Genomic DNA, 14,370 nt, shown 5'->3' with positions numbered 1-14,370 from the left:
GGATCGATTTCGTCAGCCGTTCAAGGCGCGCCGCCGGGTTGCGCCGCTCCCGCCATGAAGACCCGACTCGCTCTCGCCCAGATCAACGTCACCGTCGGCGATTTCGCCGGCAACGTCGCGCGCATCGTCGCGGCCGCGCGCGCCGCGCACAACGATGGTGCGCAATTGATGGTCGCCCCCGAACTCGCGTTGTCCGGCTATCCACCCGAAGACCTGCTGCTGCGACCCGCGTTCTACGCGGCGGCGGCCGCCGCGCTCGATGCGCTCGCCGACGCACTGAAGGCGTTCGACGGGCTCGCGGTGCTGGTCGGCCATCCGTTGCGCGGTCCGGGCAGGGGTGCGGGCAGCGGTCCGGGCAACGCGTCAGCCGTCGATGGTAATGCAAACCGCCCGATCGAGCGCGGCGTGCCGCCCACCGACACCTTCAACGCGGTGTCGCTGATCGTCGGCGGCGAGATCGTCGGCACCTACCGCAAGCAGGATCTGCCGAACGCCGAGGTATTCGACGAGAAGCGCTATTTCGCGACCGACACCGAGCCGCTCGTGTTCGAGCTGAACGGCGTGAAATACGGCGTGATCATCTGCGAGGACGCGTGGCATGCGTCGGCCGCGCAGATCGCGAAGGCGGCCGGTGCGCAGGTGCTGCTGATCCCGAACGGCTCGCCGTATCACATGAACAAGGAGGCGGTGCGCATCGACATCCTGCGCGCGCGGATTCGCGAGACCGGGCTGCCGATGGTCTACGTGAACCTCGTCGGCGGCCAGGACGAACTCGTGTTCGACGGCGGGTCGTTCGTGCTCGACGGCGACGGCGTGCTCGTCGCGAAGATGCCGCAGTTCGACGAAGGGCATGCGATCGTCGAATTCGACGGCGCGCGGCCGCTGTCCGGCGCGATCGCGCCCGAGCTGTCGACGCACGCGCAGGTGTACCGCGCGCTGGTGACCGGCGTGCGCGACTACATTGGCAAGAACGGTTTTCCCGGCGTGCTGATCGGGCTGTCGGGCGGCGTCGATTCGGCGCTGGTGCTGGCCGTCGCATGCGATGCGCTCGGGCCGGAGCGCGTGCGCGCGGTGATGATGCCGTCGCGCTTCACGGCCGACATCTCGACCACCGATGCGGCGGAAATGGCGCGGCGCGTCGGCGTGCGCTACGACGAGATCGCGATCGCGCCGATGTTCGATGCATTCCTCACCGCGCTCGCGGACGAATTCGCGGGCCGCGCGGAAGACGCGACGGAGGAGAACATCCAGGCGCGCATCCGCGGCACGCTGCTGATGGCGCTGTCGAACAAGTTCGGCTCGATCGTGCTGACGACCGGCAACAAGAGCGAGATGGCGGTCGGCTACTGCACGCTGTACGGCGACATGGCCGGCGGTTTCGCGGTGATCAAGGACATCGCGAAGACGCTGGTGTACCAACTGTGCCGCTATCGCAACGAAACGACCGATTACGCGCTGCGCGACGTGATTCCCGAGCGGATCCTGACGCGCGCGCCGTCGGCGGAGCTGCGCGAGAACCAGACCGACCAGGACAGCCTGCCGCCGTACGACGTGCTCGACGCGATCATGCGGATGTACATGGAAGAAGACCGGCCGCTCGCCGAGATCGTCGCGGCCGGCTACGCGCAGGCCGACGTCGAGCGCGTGACGCGGCTCATCAAGATCAACGAATACAAGCGCCGCCAGGCGCCGATCGGCATCCGGGTCACGCATCGCGCATTCGGGCGCGACTGGCGCTACCCGATCACATCACGTTTTACCGAACGGCTCGATTGACCGGTGCTGGGCCGGAGGCGGCCCGCCGGCTTACAATCGGGAACGCGATTTTTCATCCAAACGAGCATTGAGGGACAACCATCATGAAACGCATCACCGCCATCATCAAGCCGTTCAAGCTGGACGAAGTCCGCGAAGCGCTCGCCGAAGTGGGTCTCACGGGCCTGACCGTGACGGAAGTGAAGGGCTTCGGCCGCCAGAAGGGCCACACCGAGCTGTATCGCGGCGCCGAATACGTGGTCGACTTCCTGCCGAAGATGAAGATCGAGGTGGTCGTCGCGGAAGCGCAGGTCGATCAGGTGATCGACGCGGTGATCGGTGCGGCGCGTACCGGCAAGATCGGCGACGGCAAGATCTTCGTGTCGGACGTCGAGCGTGTGATCCGCATTCGCACCGGCGAAGAGAACGAAGCGGCCGTCTGAGCGCCGCGTCCGCGCCGCTCGATCAATCCCGGCCGCTTCGGCCGAGCGGGCCACGGGTCGCAAGAATCCGCCGCCCAAAAGAAAAAACGGTGCGGATACCCGGTTGGGTACCGCACCGATACGCGCCTCTCGCAGCAGCGTGGAAAGTGTTGTCGAATCGTTCTTTGACGGCGCCTGATCAGAACAGGTGCTGGATGCCGGCGTAGACGCCGGTCTGGCTGCCGCCCGGATGCGGGTTGCCGGTCGACACGGCGGTGCCCGCACCGTTCGCGTTCAGACCGAAGTTGGCCGACGAGCTGTTGCGCACCGTCGCGGCCTGCAGGTCGAACAGCGTGCGCTTCGAGATGTTGTACGAACCGCCGATCGTGTAGATGTTCGCGTTGCCGCCGCCGTGGTTCGCGTTCACGTGATACACGGCCGCGATCAGCGCCGCTGCCGGCGTCGCCTGCCACGTCACGCCGCCCCACACCTGTTGCGTACCCGTCACGCCGGCGTTCACTGCCGGGCCGCCGCTGCCGTCCGCGCGCGATGCCTGGTAGGCCGCCTGAACCTTGAACTGGCCGAGGAACACGTTCACGCCCGCGAAGTATTCGCGCGAGTAGTTGAACACGTCCGAGAAGCGGCCGTTGCTGTCGCGCGTTTCGTCGTAGATGCCGCGCAACTGGAACAGCGAGTTCGTGTAGGTGACCTGACCGCCCATTGCACGACCCGGTTGGCCGGCCGTCGTGTTGCCGTTGAAGCTGGTCGAATTCGAGAACGAGAACTGGCCGTAGAAGTCGAGGCCGTAGAGCGACGGCGACTGGTACGACACGTTGTTGCTGGTCTTGTTCCAGTTGCGGCCGCGCACCAGCGAGGCCGTCGACCAGGCCGACTGGCCGAACGGGTCGAAATCCCACACGCCGTTGGCGATCGCGAGCTCGCGACCCAGCAGCAGCGTACCGTAGCGGTCGTTCGAGATACCGACGGTCGCGAAACGATCCCAGATCGAACCGCTGAAGCCGCCCGTCATCGTGTTGAACGCGCCTTCGATGTGGAACAGGACCTTGTTGCCGCCACCGATGTCCTCGCTACCCTTCAAGCCCCACAGGCTCGTGCCCCAGTCGCCGCTTTCCGCGCGCACTTGGTGGCCGTTTTGCAGGCCGTTCATGTACTCGATACCTGCATCCAGGCGGCCATACAGCGTGACGCTGCTCTGCGCGTGCGCCGTCACCACCCCAGCAGCCATCAGCGCCGCCGCGACCAAAGCTTTCTTCATCATCTCCTCCATACCCTGTCAAAAAGTCAACCCAGACTGCACGAGATGCCCGGAGCGCGAGCGCCGGGCAAAAGCGGGATAACCAGGGAGACCTCGTGCAGGGCCGGTAAGCGCGGCACGCGGGCAAGCAGACGGAAAACCGTTGAGCGGTCCCGCGCAGCCGGGTCGGCCTGCGGGGTCTCCTTGTTGTGTCGTGAAGCTAAACTACATTTCACGAACTTCGTTTTGCTACTTTGGTTACTAATTTAGCAAAAATACAATTTTGTGGCGACGGAAATCGTTGTTTGACTAACCGCTGTCGCCAAATTGCCATGCAACACGGTGCGCAACAGGGGGCCCAGGGGTTCTCGATTACCGGAAAACCCTTGTCCCACAAGGGAGACATGGATTCGGCGGGCGTGGCTCAAGGATTGCCACTATTGACGTTGCAAAGGCGCCGGCGTAAGCGCGAAAGTCGCGAAATTGGTAAGTATTTCGTAATGATTCCGGCGATTGCAGCCATCGCCGATCGACGCCGGAAACGCCCGGCCGGCAACGCGCTGCGTAGGGCCTGTTCACGCTAATAACGGGCCAGCCCCACGAATGAATTTTTCCAAACAGGGGAACGCGCCTTTCCGCCCGCATGGCGGCGTCGTTCGTCGTTGCAATAGCTACGGCTATTGCGCCTCCTCTCTTCTTGCCTGCGCCCGAAGGAAGTCCCCTTGGGGGACGGGCGGAAAGGCGCGTTCGCAAGCCCGTTATTAGCGTGAACAGGCCCTAGCAGGCTGTTGAAAAGCGCCTCGTTTTGACAACCGAGGCAGTGTTTAAAAGGATTTCGTATGCGATTAGCGGCCGAGTTGCAGACGTATCGTGCCGGATGCCCCGCTGGCGATCGGGTTGCCCGATACGTCGCCGCGCGGCGATCGCACTTGGGCGGCTCATCGCGTTACTCCTTGCGGCACCGCTGGCAGTATTCGAGCCATTCGAGTCAGGTTGCTCGCCAGCATCGTCAGCTTGAAGTGCTGGTCGACTCGCTTGATGCCGCGATACGCGGTCTGTCGAATCCTGCCGACGGTCTTGCCCCAACCGAAGTGCTCTTCGATGCGCTTGCGAATCACTTGGCTGATGCCATAGCCGGCGTGCCGCGAGGTGCGGCCGTCGATCGCACTGCCGCCTTGATGCGTGTCGTTGCGCGCGACGTGTGGCGTCACTTTGCGCGCTCGGCAGTCCCGCACAAAGTCGCGCATGTCGTAACCCTTGTCGGCACCGAGCGTCTTGGCGTGACGACCCGGTACGCAATCGAGCAGGCTCAACGCACTTGCGCGTTCGGCGAAACCGTCGGCATGGCTGACCACAGCGCCAACCACCAAGCCCGAGCGGTTCTCCATCAGGATGTGCCCCTGATAACAAAGGATGGCTCCGCTTTGCCGTCCCTTGCGGAACAGGCGCGCATCCGGATCGGTGCTCGACTCGTGAGTCTCGTTGCTGCGCCGCTTGCCCTTCCAGTCGGTGTCGACATTGCGGCCGCCGCCGGCCGGTGGATCGTCCGAGCCGTCCTTGGGCCGGAAGCTCTTGTGGCTGGCCCACGCTTGGATCAGCGTGCCATCGACCGAGAAGTGTTCTCTGGACAGCAGCCCTTGCTTGTCGGCCAGGCTCATGACTTCGGTAAAGAACGCTTCGATTACTTCGTGCTCGAGCAGACGATCACGGTTCTTCGAGAACACCGAGTGGTCCCAGACGGCGTCTTCGATCGCCAACCCGACGAACCAGCGGAACAGCAGGTTGTAGCGCATTTGCTCCATTAGCATGCGCTCGCTGCGCACCGAGTACAGCACCTGCAGCAGCAACGCGCGCAACAGCTTCTCGGGCGCAATCGAGGCGCGCCCGCTGTCCGCGTAGATCGTGCCAAACAGCCCGTTGAGCCGCTTCAGCGCCTGATTGACCAGCAGCCGAAGCGGCCGCAGCGGGTGATCGGCCGGCACGAAGTCTTCCAGCTTCACCGTCGTCAACAGCGGCTCTTGCATCTCGTCCATTCCGCGCATCGCTCTCGTCTGCCCAAGATCATGAACACGATATCTCTAACGCACTGCCCTCAGCGCTCGTTTACACCGTATCCAATTTCAACAGCCTGCTAGTCCGCGCTCGGCCGTGCATCGAGCAACTGCGCGCGAATCCAGCGATGCGCGTCGGTGCGCGCATGCTTCGCATGCGAGTAGACCTTCACCGTGTAGCGCGGGATGTCGAACGGCGCGGGGAAGATGCGGATCGGCGCCGCGTGCCGCAGCGCCTGCGCGGCGCGGTTCGGCACGGTCATCAGCAGTGCCGACTCCGCGATCACGAACGGCGCGGCCAGCACGGTCGGCAACTGCACGGCGACGTGCCGCACGAGGCCGAGCCGGTCGAGCACGTAGTCGACGACGCCACGCGACTCGTTCCACGGCGTGACGACCACGTGGCGCGCCGCCAGGTACTGGTCGAGCGTCAGCCGCCGGCGGATGTCCGGATGCGTGGCGCTCGCGATCACGACGTAGTCGTCGGAAAACCAGTCGAAATCCTCGATGCCCGGTGCGTCGGCCGCCGATTCCTCGTGGTAGCCGAGCGCGAAGTCGATGCGGCCGGCCGCGAGCTCGTCGACGGAAATCTTGCGGTCCGAATGGACGACGCGGATGCGCAGATGCGGCGCCACGTGCTGGATGCGGGCGACGAACGCCGGCAGCACCGCGAATGCCGTGTAGTCGGTCGCGGCGAACACGAACGTACGGTCGCTTTGCGCCGGGTCGAAGCGGCGCGCGCGGGCGAGCCCCTTCGACATCGCATCGAGCGCGTCGCCGGCCCACGTGGCGATGTCGTCGGCGCGCACGGTCGGCTGCATCTCGTTGCCGAGCCGCACGAACAGCGCATCGCCGATCGCGTCGCGCAGCCGGGCGAGCGCATGGCTCAACGCCGACGGGCTCAACGCGAGCTCGTGCGCGGCCGCCGCGACCGACCGGTGGCGGTACAACGCGTCGAACACGAGCAGCAGGTTCAGGTCGAGGCGGCGCAGATCGGGATGCATCATGTTCAGGTCCGGATGAAGAAACTGCACTTCCTGCAGGCATCGCATGAACGTAGCATGACGGTTTGAGCGGCGCCACCGCGGCTGCGGGCTGCGCGGCGCCGTTTTCCGTTTCACATCCCGGGCCGGAGGAGGGCTCAACCCGTGCAAATCGATATCCGTTCCGCCACCGTCGCCGACGTGCCGCTGATCCTGCGCTTCATCACCGAACTGGCCGTCTACGAGAAGGCGGAGCACGAAGTCGTCGCGACGCCCGAATCGCTCGAACGCAGCCTGTTCGGCGAAGGCTCGCCGGCGCGAGCGCTGATGTGCGAGGTCGACGGCGAGCCGGCCGGCTTCGCCGTGTATTTCTTCTCGTATTCGACGTGGCTCGCGCGGCAGGGGCTCTATCTGGAGGATCTGTACGTATCGCCGCGTTTTCGCGGCGCCGGCGCGGGGCTGCGGCTGCTGAAGGCGCTCGCGCGGATCGCGGTCGACTCGGGCTGCGGGCGTTTCGAATGGAGCGTGCTCGACTGGAACGAGCCGGCGATCCGTTTCTACGAAAGTGTCGGTGCGGCGCCGCAGAGCGAATGGGTACGTTACCGGCTGGCGGGCGACGAACTGCGCGCGTTCGCCGACGGCACGCCGGTGAGCGCCGCGTAAACGCAAAACGGGCGCCGCGCGGCGAACCGCGGGGCGCCCGCTCGGGCGTGGCGCGCGACGGGCGTTACTTGAGGCTGCCCGACAGGAAGCCGCGCAGGCGGTCGCTCTTCGGGTTCGCGAATACCTCGGCCGGCACGCCTTGTTCCTCGACGCGGCCCTGGTGCAGGAACATCACGTGATTCGACACGTTGCGCGCGAAGCCCATCTCGTGCGTGACGACGATCATCGTGCGGCCTTCCTCGGCCAGCTTCTGCATCACCTTCAGCACTTCGCCCACCAGCTCCGGGTCGAGCGCGGAGGTCGGCTCGTCGAACAGCATCACGTCCGGATGCATCGCGAGCGCCCGCGCGATCGCCACGCGCTGCTGCTGGCCGCCGGACAAATGCGACGGATACTGCTTCTCGACGCGCGGCGCGAGGCCGACCTTCTCGAGATACTCGCGCGCACGGTCCTCGGCTTCCTTCTTCGGGATGCCGAGCACGTTCACCGGCGCTTCCATCACGTTCTCGAGCACGTTCATGTGCGACCAGAGGTTGAAGTGCTGGAACACCATCGACAGCTTGGTGCGCACGCGCTGCAGCTGCTTCGAGTCGGCCGCGCGCAGCGCGCCCGTCTTGTCGAGCGCGGTGCGCACTTCCTCGCCGTCCACGAAGATGCGGCCCGCGTTCGGCTGCTCGAGGAAGTTGATACAGCGCAGCATCGTGCTCTTGCCGGAACCGGACGAGCCGATCACGCTGATCACGTCGCCCGAGTTGGCCCTAAGCGACACGCCTTTGAGCACCTCGTTGTCGCCGTACCGCTTGTGGAGATCGTCGACGAAAAGCTTCTGGGTCTGGGAGTTCATCAATAGTCCTGCGAAAACTTACTTGCCTTGCGGGCGCAGATACGCGAGCCAGCGGCGCTCGGCCTGGCGGAACAGCCACACGAGCGTGAACGAGATCACGAGGTAGAGCAGGGCGGCGATGCCGAACGCGTGGAACGACATGTAGGTCGCCGAGTTCACGTCGCGCGCGATCTTCAGGATGTCCGGCACGGTCGCGGTGAAGGCCACCGTCGTCGCGTGCAGCATCAGGATCACTTCGTTGCTGTACAGCGGCAGCGCGCGGCGCAGCGCCGACGGCAGGATCACGCGGCGATACATCGTGAACGGGGACATCCCGTATGCGCGTGCCGCTTCGATCTCGCCGTACGACGTCGCCTTGATCGCGCCCGCGAAGATTTCGGTGGTGTACGCGCAGGTGTTCAGCGTGAACGCGAGCAGCGTGCAGTGCATCCCGTCGCGGAAGAACGCATCGAGCATCGGCGTGCCGCGCACGGCCTGCAGGCTGTACAGGCCCGTGTAGCAGAGCAGCAACTGCACGTAGAGCGGCGTGCCGCGGAACACGTACGTGTACAGCCATACGGCGCCCGCCAGCCACTTCTTCTTCGACACGCGCGCGACGGCGAGCGGCACCGACAGGCAGAAGCCGAGGCCGATCGACACGACCAGCAGCCACAGCGTGATCGCGACACCGGTGATGCGATAGCCGTCGGTGTACAGATAGTTGCGCCAGTATTCTTGGATGAGTTCGATCATAGGTCAGCCTTGCGGACACCGGTCGAGTAGCGCTTTTCGAGCCACATCAGCACGAAGTTCGAGATCGTCGTGATGGCGAGGTAGACCGCTCCCGCGATCAGCGTGAAGAAGAAGAATCGCAGCGTGCCCTTGCCGGCGTCCTGCGACGCCTTCACGACGTCGGCCAGGCCGATGATCGACACGAGCGCGGTCGACTTCACGAGCACCTGCCAGTTGTTGCCGATGCCCGGCAGCGCGAAGCGCATCATCTGCGGGAACATGATCCGCGTGAACACCTGCCAGTTCGTCATCCCGTAGGCGCTGCCGGCTTCGAGCTGGCCGCGCGGCACCGACAGGAACGCGCCGCGGAACGTCTCGGTGAAGTACGCGCCGTAGATGAAGCCGAGCACGAGCACGCCGGCGAGGAACGGGTCGATGTCGATCTGGTCCCAGCCGAGCGCGTCGGTCGCCATGTTGAGCCAGATCTGCAGGCTGTAGAACAGCAGCAGCATCAGCACGAGATCGGGCACGCCGCGGATCAGCGTCGTGTAGACGGTGCCGACGCCGTTCGTCACGCGGTTGCGCGACAGTTTCGCGCCGGCGCCGAGCAGCCCCAGCAGGAACGACAGCGCAAGCGAAAGCACCGCCAGTTTGACGGTTTGCCAGGTGCCGGCGAGGATCAGCGGGCCGTAGCCTTGTAGAAACATATGGGGTCCCTGGTGTGGTCCCTGACGGCGCACGCGGTGCGCCGCGAAACACGCGTCCGCCAAGCTGCGCGGAACGCCCCGTGCGTATCATGACCGTCCGCCCCGGCAACGATGCCGGGCCCGCCCGTCGCGCGAGCGGCGGGCAAGGGGGCGGGCGGCGCGTGGTTGACTGCCTGTACTGCCCGGACGCGGGGCCGCCCCCGCATCCGCTGCTTCTGCCTGGGCCGCGTTCAGCGGGCCGGCGCCGAATAGACGCTGAACGAGAAGTACTTGTGCGACAGCCGGTCGTACGTGCCGTCCTTGTGCATGTCGGCCAGCGCCCGGTTGATCTTGAGCTTCAGGTCGGTATCTTCCTTGCGCAGGCCGATCGCGGTGCCGTCGCCGATCGTCTTCGGATCCTTCACTTCCGGCCCGGCGAACGCGAAGCCCTTGCCGCGCGGCGTGCGCAGGAAGCCGTAGTCGGCCTGCAGCTCGTCCTGCAGCGTCGCGTCGAGGCGGCCCGTGCCGAGATCGGTATAGACCTGGTCCTGGTTCTGGTAAGGAATGACCGTCACGCCCTGCGGCTCCCAGTACGCCTTCGCGTAGGTTTCCTGCGTCGAACCCTGCTCGACGCCGACGCGCTTGCCTTTCAGCGACGCGACCGTCGGCAGCAGCGGCGAGCCGGTCTTCGCGATCATCCGCGCGGGTGCGTCATACACCTTGTCGGAGAAGTCGATCTGTTCGCGACGCTTGTCCGTGACGGTCAGCGACGACACGATGACGTCGTACTTCTTCGCCTTCAGCGCCGGGATGATTCCGTCGAGATCCTGCGCCACCCACACGCATTTCACGTTGATCCGCTTGCAGATTTCCTTGGTGAGATCCACGTCGAAACCGACGATCTCGCCGCTCGGCGCGGTCGACTCGAACGGCGGGTAGCTGGCGTCGACGCCGATCCGCACGGTCTTCCACTCCTTCGCGAAGGCGCTGCCCGCCACGAGGGCGAGGGCGGCGCACAGGGCGGCCTTCTTCATTTCCATCCTTCTGTTGCTGACTTTCCGGGGGCGCTCGCGGCCGGTCGAACCGGGCGCCGCGGCGTATTCTAGACGGCCAAAAATCGCCGATCGGCGCTCTGACGTTGGCGGCCGCCGGAACGGCGAACGCCAAAAGGGCGGTATTTTACCCGAACGCGATACCCGGAAAACGGCAATCCGGCACGGTCGACCGATTCCTCGAATCGGCTGTTGCGGGAATCGCGGTATTCGCAACGAATATTTCGGCAATTGGTTCCGCGGCTGCAACGATGCGGTGCGCGGGCGGCGGATTGTGGCGCGTTCGACCTCCCCCTACAGTGGAGGTAAACCCGAACAGAACATCTGCGCCCCCGAGCGTCCACCCCCATGTTCCAGATCCTGCGCGCCGAAGACCGCTGGCATACGCGCCACGGCTGGCTCGAATCGAGTCACAGTTTTTCGTCTGCCTGCCCCAGCGCGCATGCGCCGATGCGTCCACCCGTCGGCGCGCTGTGCGTGCTGAGCGAGGATCTGATCGCGCCGACGCGCGGTTTCGGGATGCAGCCGCGCCGCGACGTGGAGATCGTCACCTACGTGCTGGATGGCGTGCTCGCGCACCGCGACAGCCTCGGCTGCGGCGCGATCGTCCGGACCGGCGGCATCCAGCGGATGAGCGCCGGCACGGGGCTCATGCATAGCGAAACCAACGCGTCGCGCGACCTCCCGCTGCATCTGCTGCAGATCTGGCTGCAGCCGGCCGAGCGGGGCGGGCGGCCCGGCTACGAGGAGCGGCGTTTCGCCGACGACGAGAAGCGCGGGCGCCTGAGGCTCGTCGCGGCGCCCGACGGCGGCGACGGCGCGCTGTCGATGCGGGCGGATGCCCGCATCTTCGCGGGGCTGATCGACGGCGACGAGACGACGGCGTTCGACGTGCCGGCCGGGCGCAGCGTCTACGTGCACGTGGCGCGCGGCGAGGTCGAGGTCAACGGCCGAGAGCTGGCCGCCGGCGACGGCGCGCGGATCGGCGGCGTGGACGCGGTGGCGTTCGCGCGGGGCCGCGCGGCCGAGGTGCTGCTGTTCGACGTCGCCTGAAACGAAAAAGAGGACGCCGGCCGGTGCCTGCGTCCCCCCTTTTCTATGCCGCCGCGGGAGCGGCCCGCCGGCTTACTGCGCCGGTGCCGACGCGCCCTTGGCGGCCGCGCGATGCTGTTCCCAGCGCGCCTTCATCTTCTCGTGGCGCTGTTCCATCTTCGCGAACTGCTGCTTGAGCGCGGTGCTGACCATCGTCTTCTGCTGGTCGTTCAGCCCGTTGTAGAACGTGAGCCACGCGGCGGACGTCTGCTCGCGCAGCTGCGCGTTCTGCGCCTCCGCCTGCTGGCGTGCCGAATGCATCGCGCTCAGGTCGAGGATCGGCTGGTTCTGCTGTGCCTTGAACTGCTCGCGCATCTGCTCGTGGCTCTTGCGCATCGCATCACGGTTCTGCTTCATCGTGTTGACGGCCGCCTGCCATTGCTGTTCCTGCGACGCGTTGAGCTTCAGCTGGTCGTGCAGTTTCATGATCGCGCCGAACGGGCCGCCTTCGTGCCCGCCGTGCATCTCGTGCATGCCGGGGCCGCCCGGCGGCGGCATGTCGTTGGGCTGCGCGGCATGCGCGGCGCCGAATGCGAGAGCGAGCACGGTGGCGGCCGCGATGGCCACGCGGGAAGTCTTCTTATACATTTCAGAAACTCCTTGTATCCAAAGGGTCCGGCGATGCGGTGCCGGGAAAGTCGGGTACCGCATCCGGTAAGACGCAGGTTAGCGATGCAGGCGCCGACGGGTGTTACGCGGGGTGGCGGCCCGGTTACCGCGCATTACAGTTCCCTTGCGCGGTAACCCGCAGTAACCCTTTCGCCCCTTTGTTTCGTTCTTCGACTCCGCTCTCGCGCGGTAAACTTCGAGCCATGACTACCCAGATCCTCATCGTCGACGACGACCAAGAACTCCGAGACCTGCTGCGCGACTATCTCGTGCGCCAGGGGATGGAAGTGTCCGTGCTGCACGACGCGGCGACGCTCGAGAAGCGCCTCGAGCGCGAGCGGCCCGACCTGATCGTGCTGGACCTGATGATGCCGGGCGTGGACGGCCTGACCGCGCTGCGCCAGCTGCGCGCGGCCGGCGACGACATCCCCGTGATCATGCTGACCGCGCGCGCGGACGACGTCGACCGCATCGTCGGGCTCGAGCTCGGCGCGGACGACTACCTCGGCAAGCCGTTCAACCCGCGCGAGCTGCTCGCGCGCGTGCAGGCCGTGCTGCGCCGCCGCCGCGCGACGCCGTCGGCGGCCGCGCCCGAACAGCGCGAGCCGTTCGCGTTCGGCCGCTTCCTGCTCGACTTCCAGGCGCGCACGCTGTCGGTCGACGGCAAGCCGGCCACGCTGTCGAGCAGCGAATTCGCGCTGCTGAAGATCTTCGTGAACCATGCGCTGCGCACGCTCACGCGCGAGCGGCTGCTCGAGCTGCTGCACGGGCCCGAGTACGACGGCACCGACCGCGGCATCGACGTCCAGGTGTGGCGCCTGCGCCGCATCCTCGAAACGGATCCGTCGACGCCGCGCTTCATCCAGACGGTGCGCGGGCGCGGCTACGTGTTCGTGCCCGACGGCGAGGCCCATGCGCAAACCCATTGATTCGCTGTTCGGGCGGCTGGCGCTGCTCGTCGTCGGCGTCCTGCTCCTGTCGCACTTCGCGTGGTTCTTCGCGATGCGGCTTGAGCGCAACCAGATGCAGACGCGCTATGCGGTCGAGGAGGCCGCGTTCCTCGTCGACGCGGTGCGCCAGCACGTCGCGCGCACGCCCGACCAGCCGCTGCCGTCGCGCGTGCGGCTCGTGTCGCCGGATAGCGCCGACGTGCCGAAGGGCGGCGATGCGGGCCTGCCGCCGCCGCTGAAGCGGTTCCGCGACGACGTCAGCGAGCGCATGCCGCCCGGCACGCAGGTCGAGATCGGCACGCCCGGCCATCCGCCGGTGCTGTGGGTGAAGGAGCCGGCCGACCGCAACTGGATCGTGGTGCCCGTGCAGCCGCTGCGGCCGCCGCGCTCGCTCGACCGGATGCTGCTGTGGCTTGGCACGATCTTCTCGGCCGGCGTGATCGCCGCGCTGTTCGCGGCCTGGCAGTTGCAGCAGCCGCTGCGCTCGCTCGCGCGCGCGGTCGCGCGTTTCGGCCGCGGGCAGCCGGTGCCGCCGCTGCGCGAACGCGGGCCGCGCGAACTGCGCCAGCTCACGCACGGCTTCAACCAGATGGTCGAGCAGGTGTCGCAGGCCGACAGCGATCGCGCGGTGATGCTGGCCGGCGTCGCGCACGACCTGCGTACGCCGCTCGCGCGGATGCGCCTGCGGGCGGAAATGATGGACGACGCGCGGCTGCGCGACGGCGTCGTGCGCGACGTCGACTCGATGTCGCACATCGTCGACCAGTTCCTGGTGTTTGCGCATGGCGGGGCCGACCGCAGCGAGCCGGTGCCGGTCGATCATGCGTGCGAGCGGATCGCGCGCAGCTATCGCGCGGTCGCGCCGAACGCGCCGACGGTCCAGACGCGGCTGGAGGCCGATCCCGGCTTCCGGCTGCCGACGGCGACGCTCGACCGGATCCTGTCGAACCTGCTGGACAACGCGCATGCGTACGGCGCACCGCCCGTGCTCGTCGAGACGGCGCGCACGCCGGCCGGCTACGTGCTGTCGGTCAGCGACAGCGGCGGCGGCATCGCGCCGCGCGACCTCGCGGCCGCCACGCGGCCGTTCGTGCGGCTCGATCCCGCGCGCGGCGGGAACGGCCACAGCGGGCTCGGGCTCGCGATCGTCGAGCGGCTCGTGCTCAGGCTGGGCGGCGCATGCGACATCGGCAATCGCCCCGAAGGCGGCCTGCGCGTGTCGATGACGTTCCCGTTCGACGCCGTGCCGAAAGACGACGAATCCCACGCACAGGCCGCATGAGCGGGTGCGGCGCCT

At 66.7% G+C, this 14,370-nt stretch carries 14 protein-coding genes; 6 read left to right on the top strand and 8 right to left on the bottom strand.

Going from position 1 to position 14,370, the window contains the following annotated elements:
• Positions 1-54 precede the first annotated feature (54 nt).
• Together HWX55_RS16325 and HWX55_RS16320 are read left to right on the top strand one after the other, a co-directional pair.
• Positions 55-1,776, top strand: a complete 1,722-nt coding sequence (locus tag HWX55_RS16325; protein ID WP_175976483.1) for an NAD+ synthase — start codon at positions 55-57, stop codon at positions 1,774-1,776.
• A gap of 83 nt (positions 1,777-1,859) precedes the next feature.
• Positions 1,860-2,198, top strand: coding sequence for a P-II family nitrogen regulator (locus HWX55_RS16320; RefSeq protein WP_006398637.1), 339 nt, complete (start codon positions 1,860-1,862; stop codon positions 2,196-2,198).
• 178 nt (positions 2,199-2,376) lie between these two features.
• Here HWX55_RS16320 and HWX55_RS16315 read toward each other — a convergent pair whose 3' ends face one another.
• The 3 genes from HWX55_RS16315 to HWX55_RS16305 all read right to left on the bottom strand — a co-directional run bounded on the left by HWX55_RS16315 (position 2,377) and on the right by HWX55_RS16305 (position 6,490).
• Positions 2,377-3,456, bottom strand: a complete 1,080-nt coding sequence (locus tag HWX55_RS16315) for a porin (RefSeq protein ID WP_050012021.1) — start codon at positions 3,454-3,456, stop codon at positions 2,377-2,379.
• A gap of 914 nt (positions 3,457-4,370) precedes the next feature.
• Positions 4,371-5,465: an IS5 family transposase gene (locus HWX55_RS16310; protein ID WP_175976482.1), complete on the bottom strand. Its 1,095-nt coding sequence runs from the start codon at positions 5,463-5,465 to the stop codon at positions 4,371-4,373.
• A 98-nt stretch (positions 5,466-5,563) separates the two neighbouring features.
• Positions 5,564-6,490 (bottom strand): LysR family transcriptional regulator, encoded by a 927-nt coding sequence (locus HWX55_RS16305; protein ID WP_175976550.1) that lies wholly within the window; start codon positions 6,488-6,490, stop codon positions 5,564-5,566.
• Positions 6,491-6,631: 141 nt separating this feature from the next.
• Here HWX55_RS16305 and HWX55_RS16300 point away from each other — a divergent pair, with 141 nt between their 5' ends.
• Positions 6,632-7,129: a GNAT family N-acetyltransferase gene (locus tag HWX55_RS16300; RefSeq protein WP_175976481.1), complete on the top strand. Its 498-nt coding sequence runs from the start codon at positions 6,632-6,634 to the stop codon at positions 7,127-7,129.
• Positions 7,130-7,193: 64 nt separating this feature from the next.
• Here HWX55_RS16300 and HWX55_RS16295 read toward each other — a convergent pair whose 3' ends face one another.
• From HWX55_RS16295 to HWX55_RS16280, 4 genes are all read right to left on the bottom strand, one after another.
• Complete coding sequence (locus HWX55_RS16295; RefSeq protein ID WP_175976480.1) at positions 7,194-7,973, bottom strand: ABC transporter ATP-binding protein; 780 nt, start codon at positions 7,971-7,973, stop codon at positions 7,194-7,196.
• A gap of 18 nt (positions 7,974-7,991) precedes the next feature.
• Entirely contained in the window at positions 7,992-8,705 is a 714-nt protein-coding gene (locus HWX55_RS16290; protein ID WP_175976479.1) for an ABC transporter permease, read from the bottom strand.
• A complete protein-coding gene (hisQ, locus tag HWX55_RS16285; RefSeq protein WP_006489645.1) occupies positions 8,702-9,391 on the bottom strand; it encodes a histidine ABC transporter permease HisQ in 690 nt (229 codons plus the stop codon). The genes HWX55_RS16290 and hisQ overlap by 4 nt, the downstream gene beginning before the upstream one ends.
• 230 nt (positions 9,392-9,621) lie before the next feature.
• On the bottom strand, positions 9,622-10,404 hold the full coding sequence (locus HWX55_RS16280; RefSeq protein WP_175976478.1) for an ABC transporter substrate-binding protein: 783 nt from the start codon (positions 10,402-10,404) through the stop codon (positions 9,622-9,624).
• Positions 10,405-10,770: 366 nt separating this feature from the next.
• Here HWX55_RS16280 and HWX55_RS16275 point away from each other — a divergent pair, with 366 nt between their 5' ends.
• A complete protein-coding gene (locus tag HWX55_RS16275; RefSeq protein ID WP_175976477.1) occupies positions 10,771-11,475 on the top strand; it encodes a pirin family protein in 705 nt (234 codons plus the stop codon).
• Between the two features lie 72 nt (positions 11,476-11,547).
• On the opposite strand, the gene HWX55_RS16270 is transcribed toward HWX55_RS16275, so the two are convergent.
• Positions 11,548-12,102, bottom strand: coding sequence for a periplasmic heavy metal sensor (locus HWX55_RS16270; protein WP_175976476.1), 555 nt, complete (start codon positions 12,100-12,102; stop codon positions 11,548-11,550).
• 224 nt (positions 12,103-12,326) lie between these two features.
• Between HWX55_RS16270 and HWX55_RS16265 the strand changes: the two genes are divergently transcribed.
• The gene (locus HWX55_RS16265) at positions 12,327-13,052 is read left to right on the top strand and encodes a response regulator (RefSeq protein WP_006493394.1); all 726 of its coding nucleotides are present in this window, start codon (positions 12,327-12,329) and stop codon (positions 13,050-13,052) included.
• Positions 13,036-14,355 carry an ATP-binding protein gene (locus tag HWX55_RS16260; RefSeq protein WP_175976475.1) on the top strand — a complete coding sequence of 440 codons (1,320 nt, stop codon included), beginning with the start codon at positions 13,036-13,038 and terminating at the stop codon, positions 14,353-14,355. The genes HWX55_RS16265 and HWX55_RS16260 overlap by 17 nt, the downstream gene beginning before the upstream one ends.
• Positions 14,356-14,370: the final 15 nt, after the last annotated feature.

Origin of the sequence: Burkholderia sp. BCC1047 (assembly GCF_902833155.1) — a bacterium.
Taxonomy (GTDB): Bacteria; Pseudomonadota; Gammaproteobacteria; order Burkholderiales; family Burkholderiaceae; genus Burkholderia; species Burkholderia sola.
This window is presented reverse-complemented; position numbering and strand designations above follow the sequence as displayed.

Excerpts from the sequence above, each read along its gene's own strand:
- HWX55_RS16260 (WP_175976475.1), top strand. The coding sequence starts at position 13,036 with ATGCGCAAACCCATTGATTCGCTGTTCGGGCGGCTGGCGCTGCTCGTC.
- HWX55_RS16315 (WP_050012021.1), bottom strand. The coding sequence starts at position 3,456 with ATGATGAAGAAAGCTTTGGTCGCGGCGGCGCTGATGGCTGCTGGGGTG.
- HWX55_RS16295 (WP_175976480.1), bottom strand. The coding sequence starts at position 7,973 with ATGAACTCCCAGACCCAGAAGCTTTTCGTCGACGATCTCCACAAGCGG.
- HWX55_RS16305 (WP_175976550.1), bottom strand. The coding sequence starts at position 6,490 with ATGATGCATCCCGATCTGCGCCGCCTCGACCTGAACCTGCTGCTCGTG.
- HWX55_RS16325 (WP_175976483.1), top strand. The coding sequence starts at position 55 with ATGAAGACCCGACTCGCTCTCGCCCAGATCAACGTCACCGTCGGCGAT.
- HWX55_RS16275 (WP_175976477.1), top strand. The coding sequence starts at position 10,771 with ATGTTCCAGATCCTGCGCGCCGAAGACCGCTGGCATACGCGCCACGGC.
- HWX55_RS16320 (WP_006398637.1), top strand. The coding sequence starts at position 1,860 with ATGAAACGCATCACCGCCATCATCAAGCCGTTCAAGCTGGACGAAGTC.
- HWX55_RS16290 (WP_175976479.1), bottom strand. The coding sequence starts at position 8,705 with ATGATCGAACTCATCCAAGAATACTGGCGCAACTATCTGTACACCGAC.
- HWX55_RS16310 (WP_175976482.1), bottom strand. The coding sequence starts at position 5,465 with ATGGACGAGATGCAAGAGCCGCTGTTGACGACGGTGAAGCTGGAAGAC.
- hisQ (WP_006489645.1), bottom strand. The coding sequence starts at position 9,391 with ATGTTTCTACAAGGCTACGGCCCGCTGATCCTCGCCGGCACCTGGCAA.
- HWX55_RS16270 (WP_175976476.1), bottom strand. The coding sequence starts at position 12,102 with ATGTATAAGAAGACTTCCCGCGTGGCCATCGCGGCCGCCACCGTGCTC.
- HWX55_RS16280 (WP_175976478.1), bottom strand. The coding sequence starts at position 10,404 with ATGAAGAAGGCCGCCCTGTGCGCCGCCCTCGCCCTCGTGGCGGGCAGC.
- HWX55_RS16265 (WP_006493394.1), top strand. The coding sequence starts at position 12,327 with ATGACTACCCAGATCCTCATCGTCGACGACGACCAAGAACTCCGAGAC.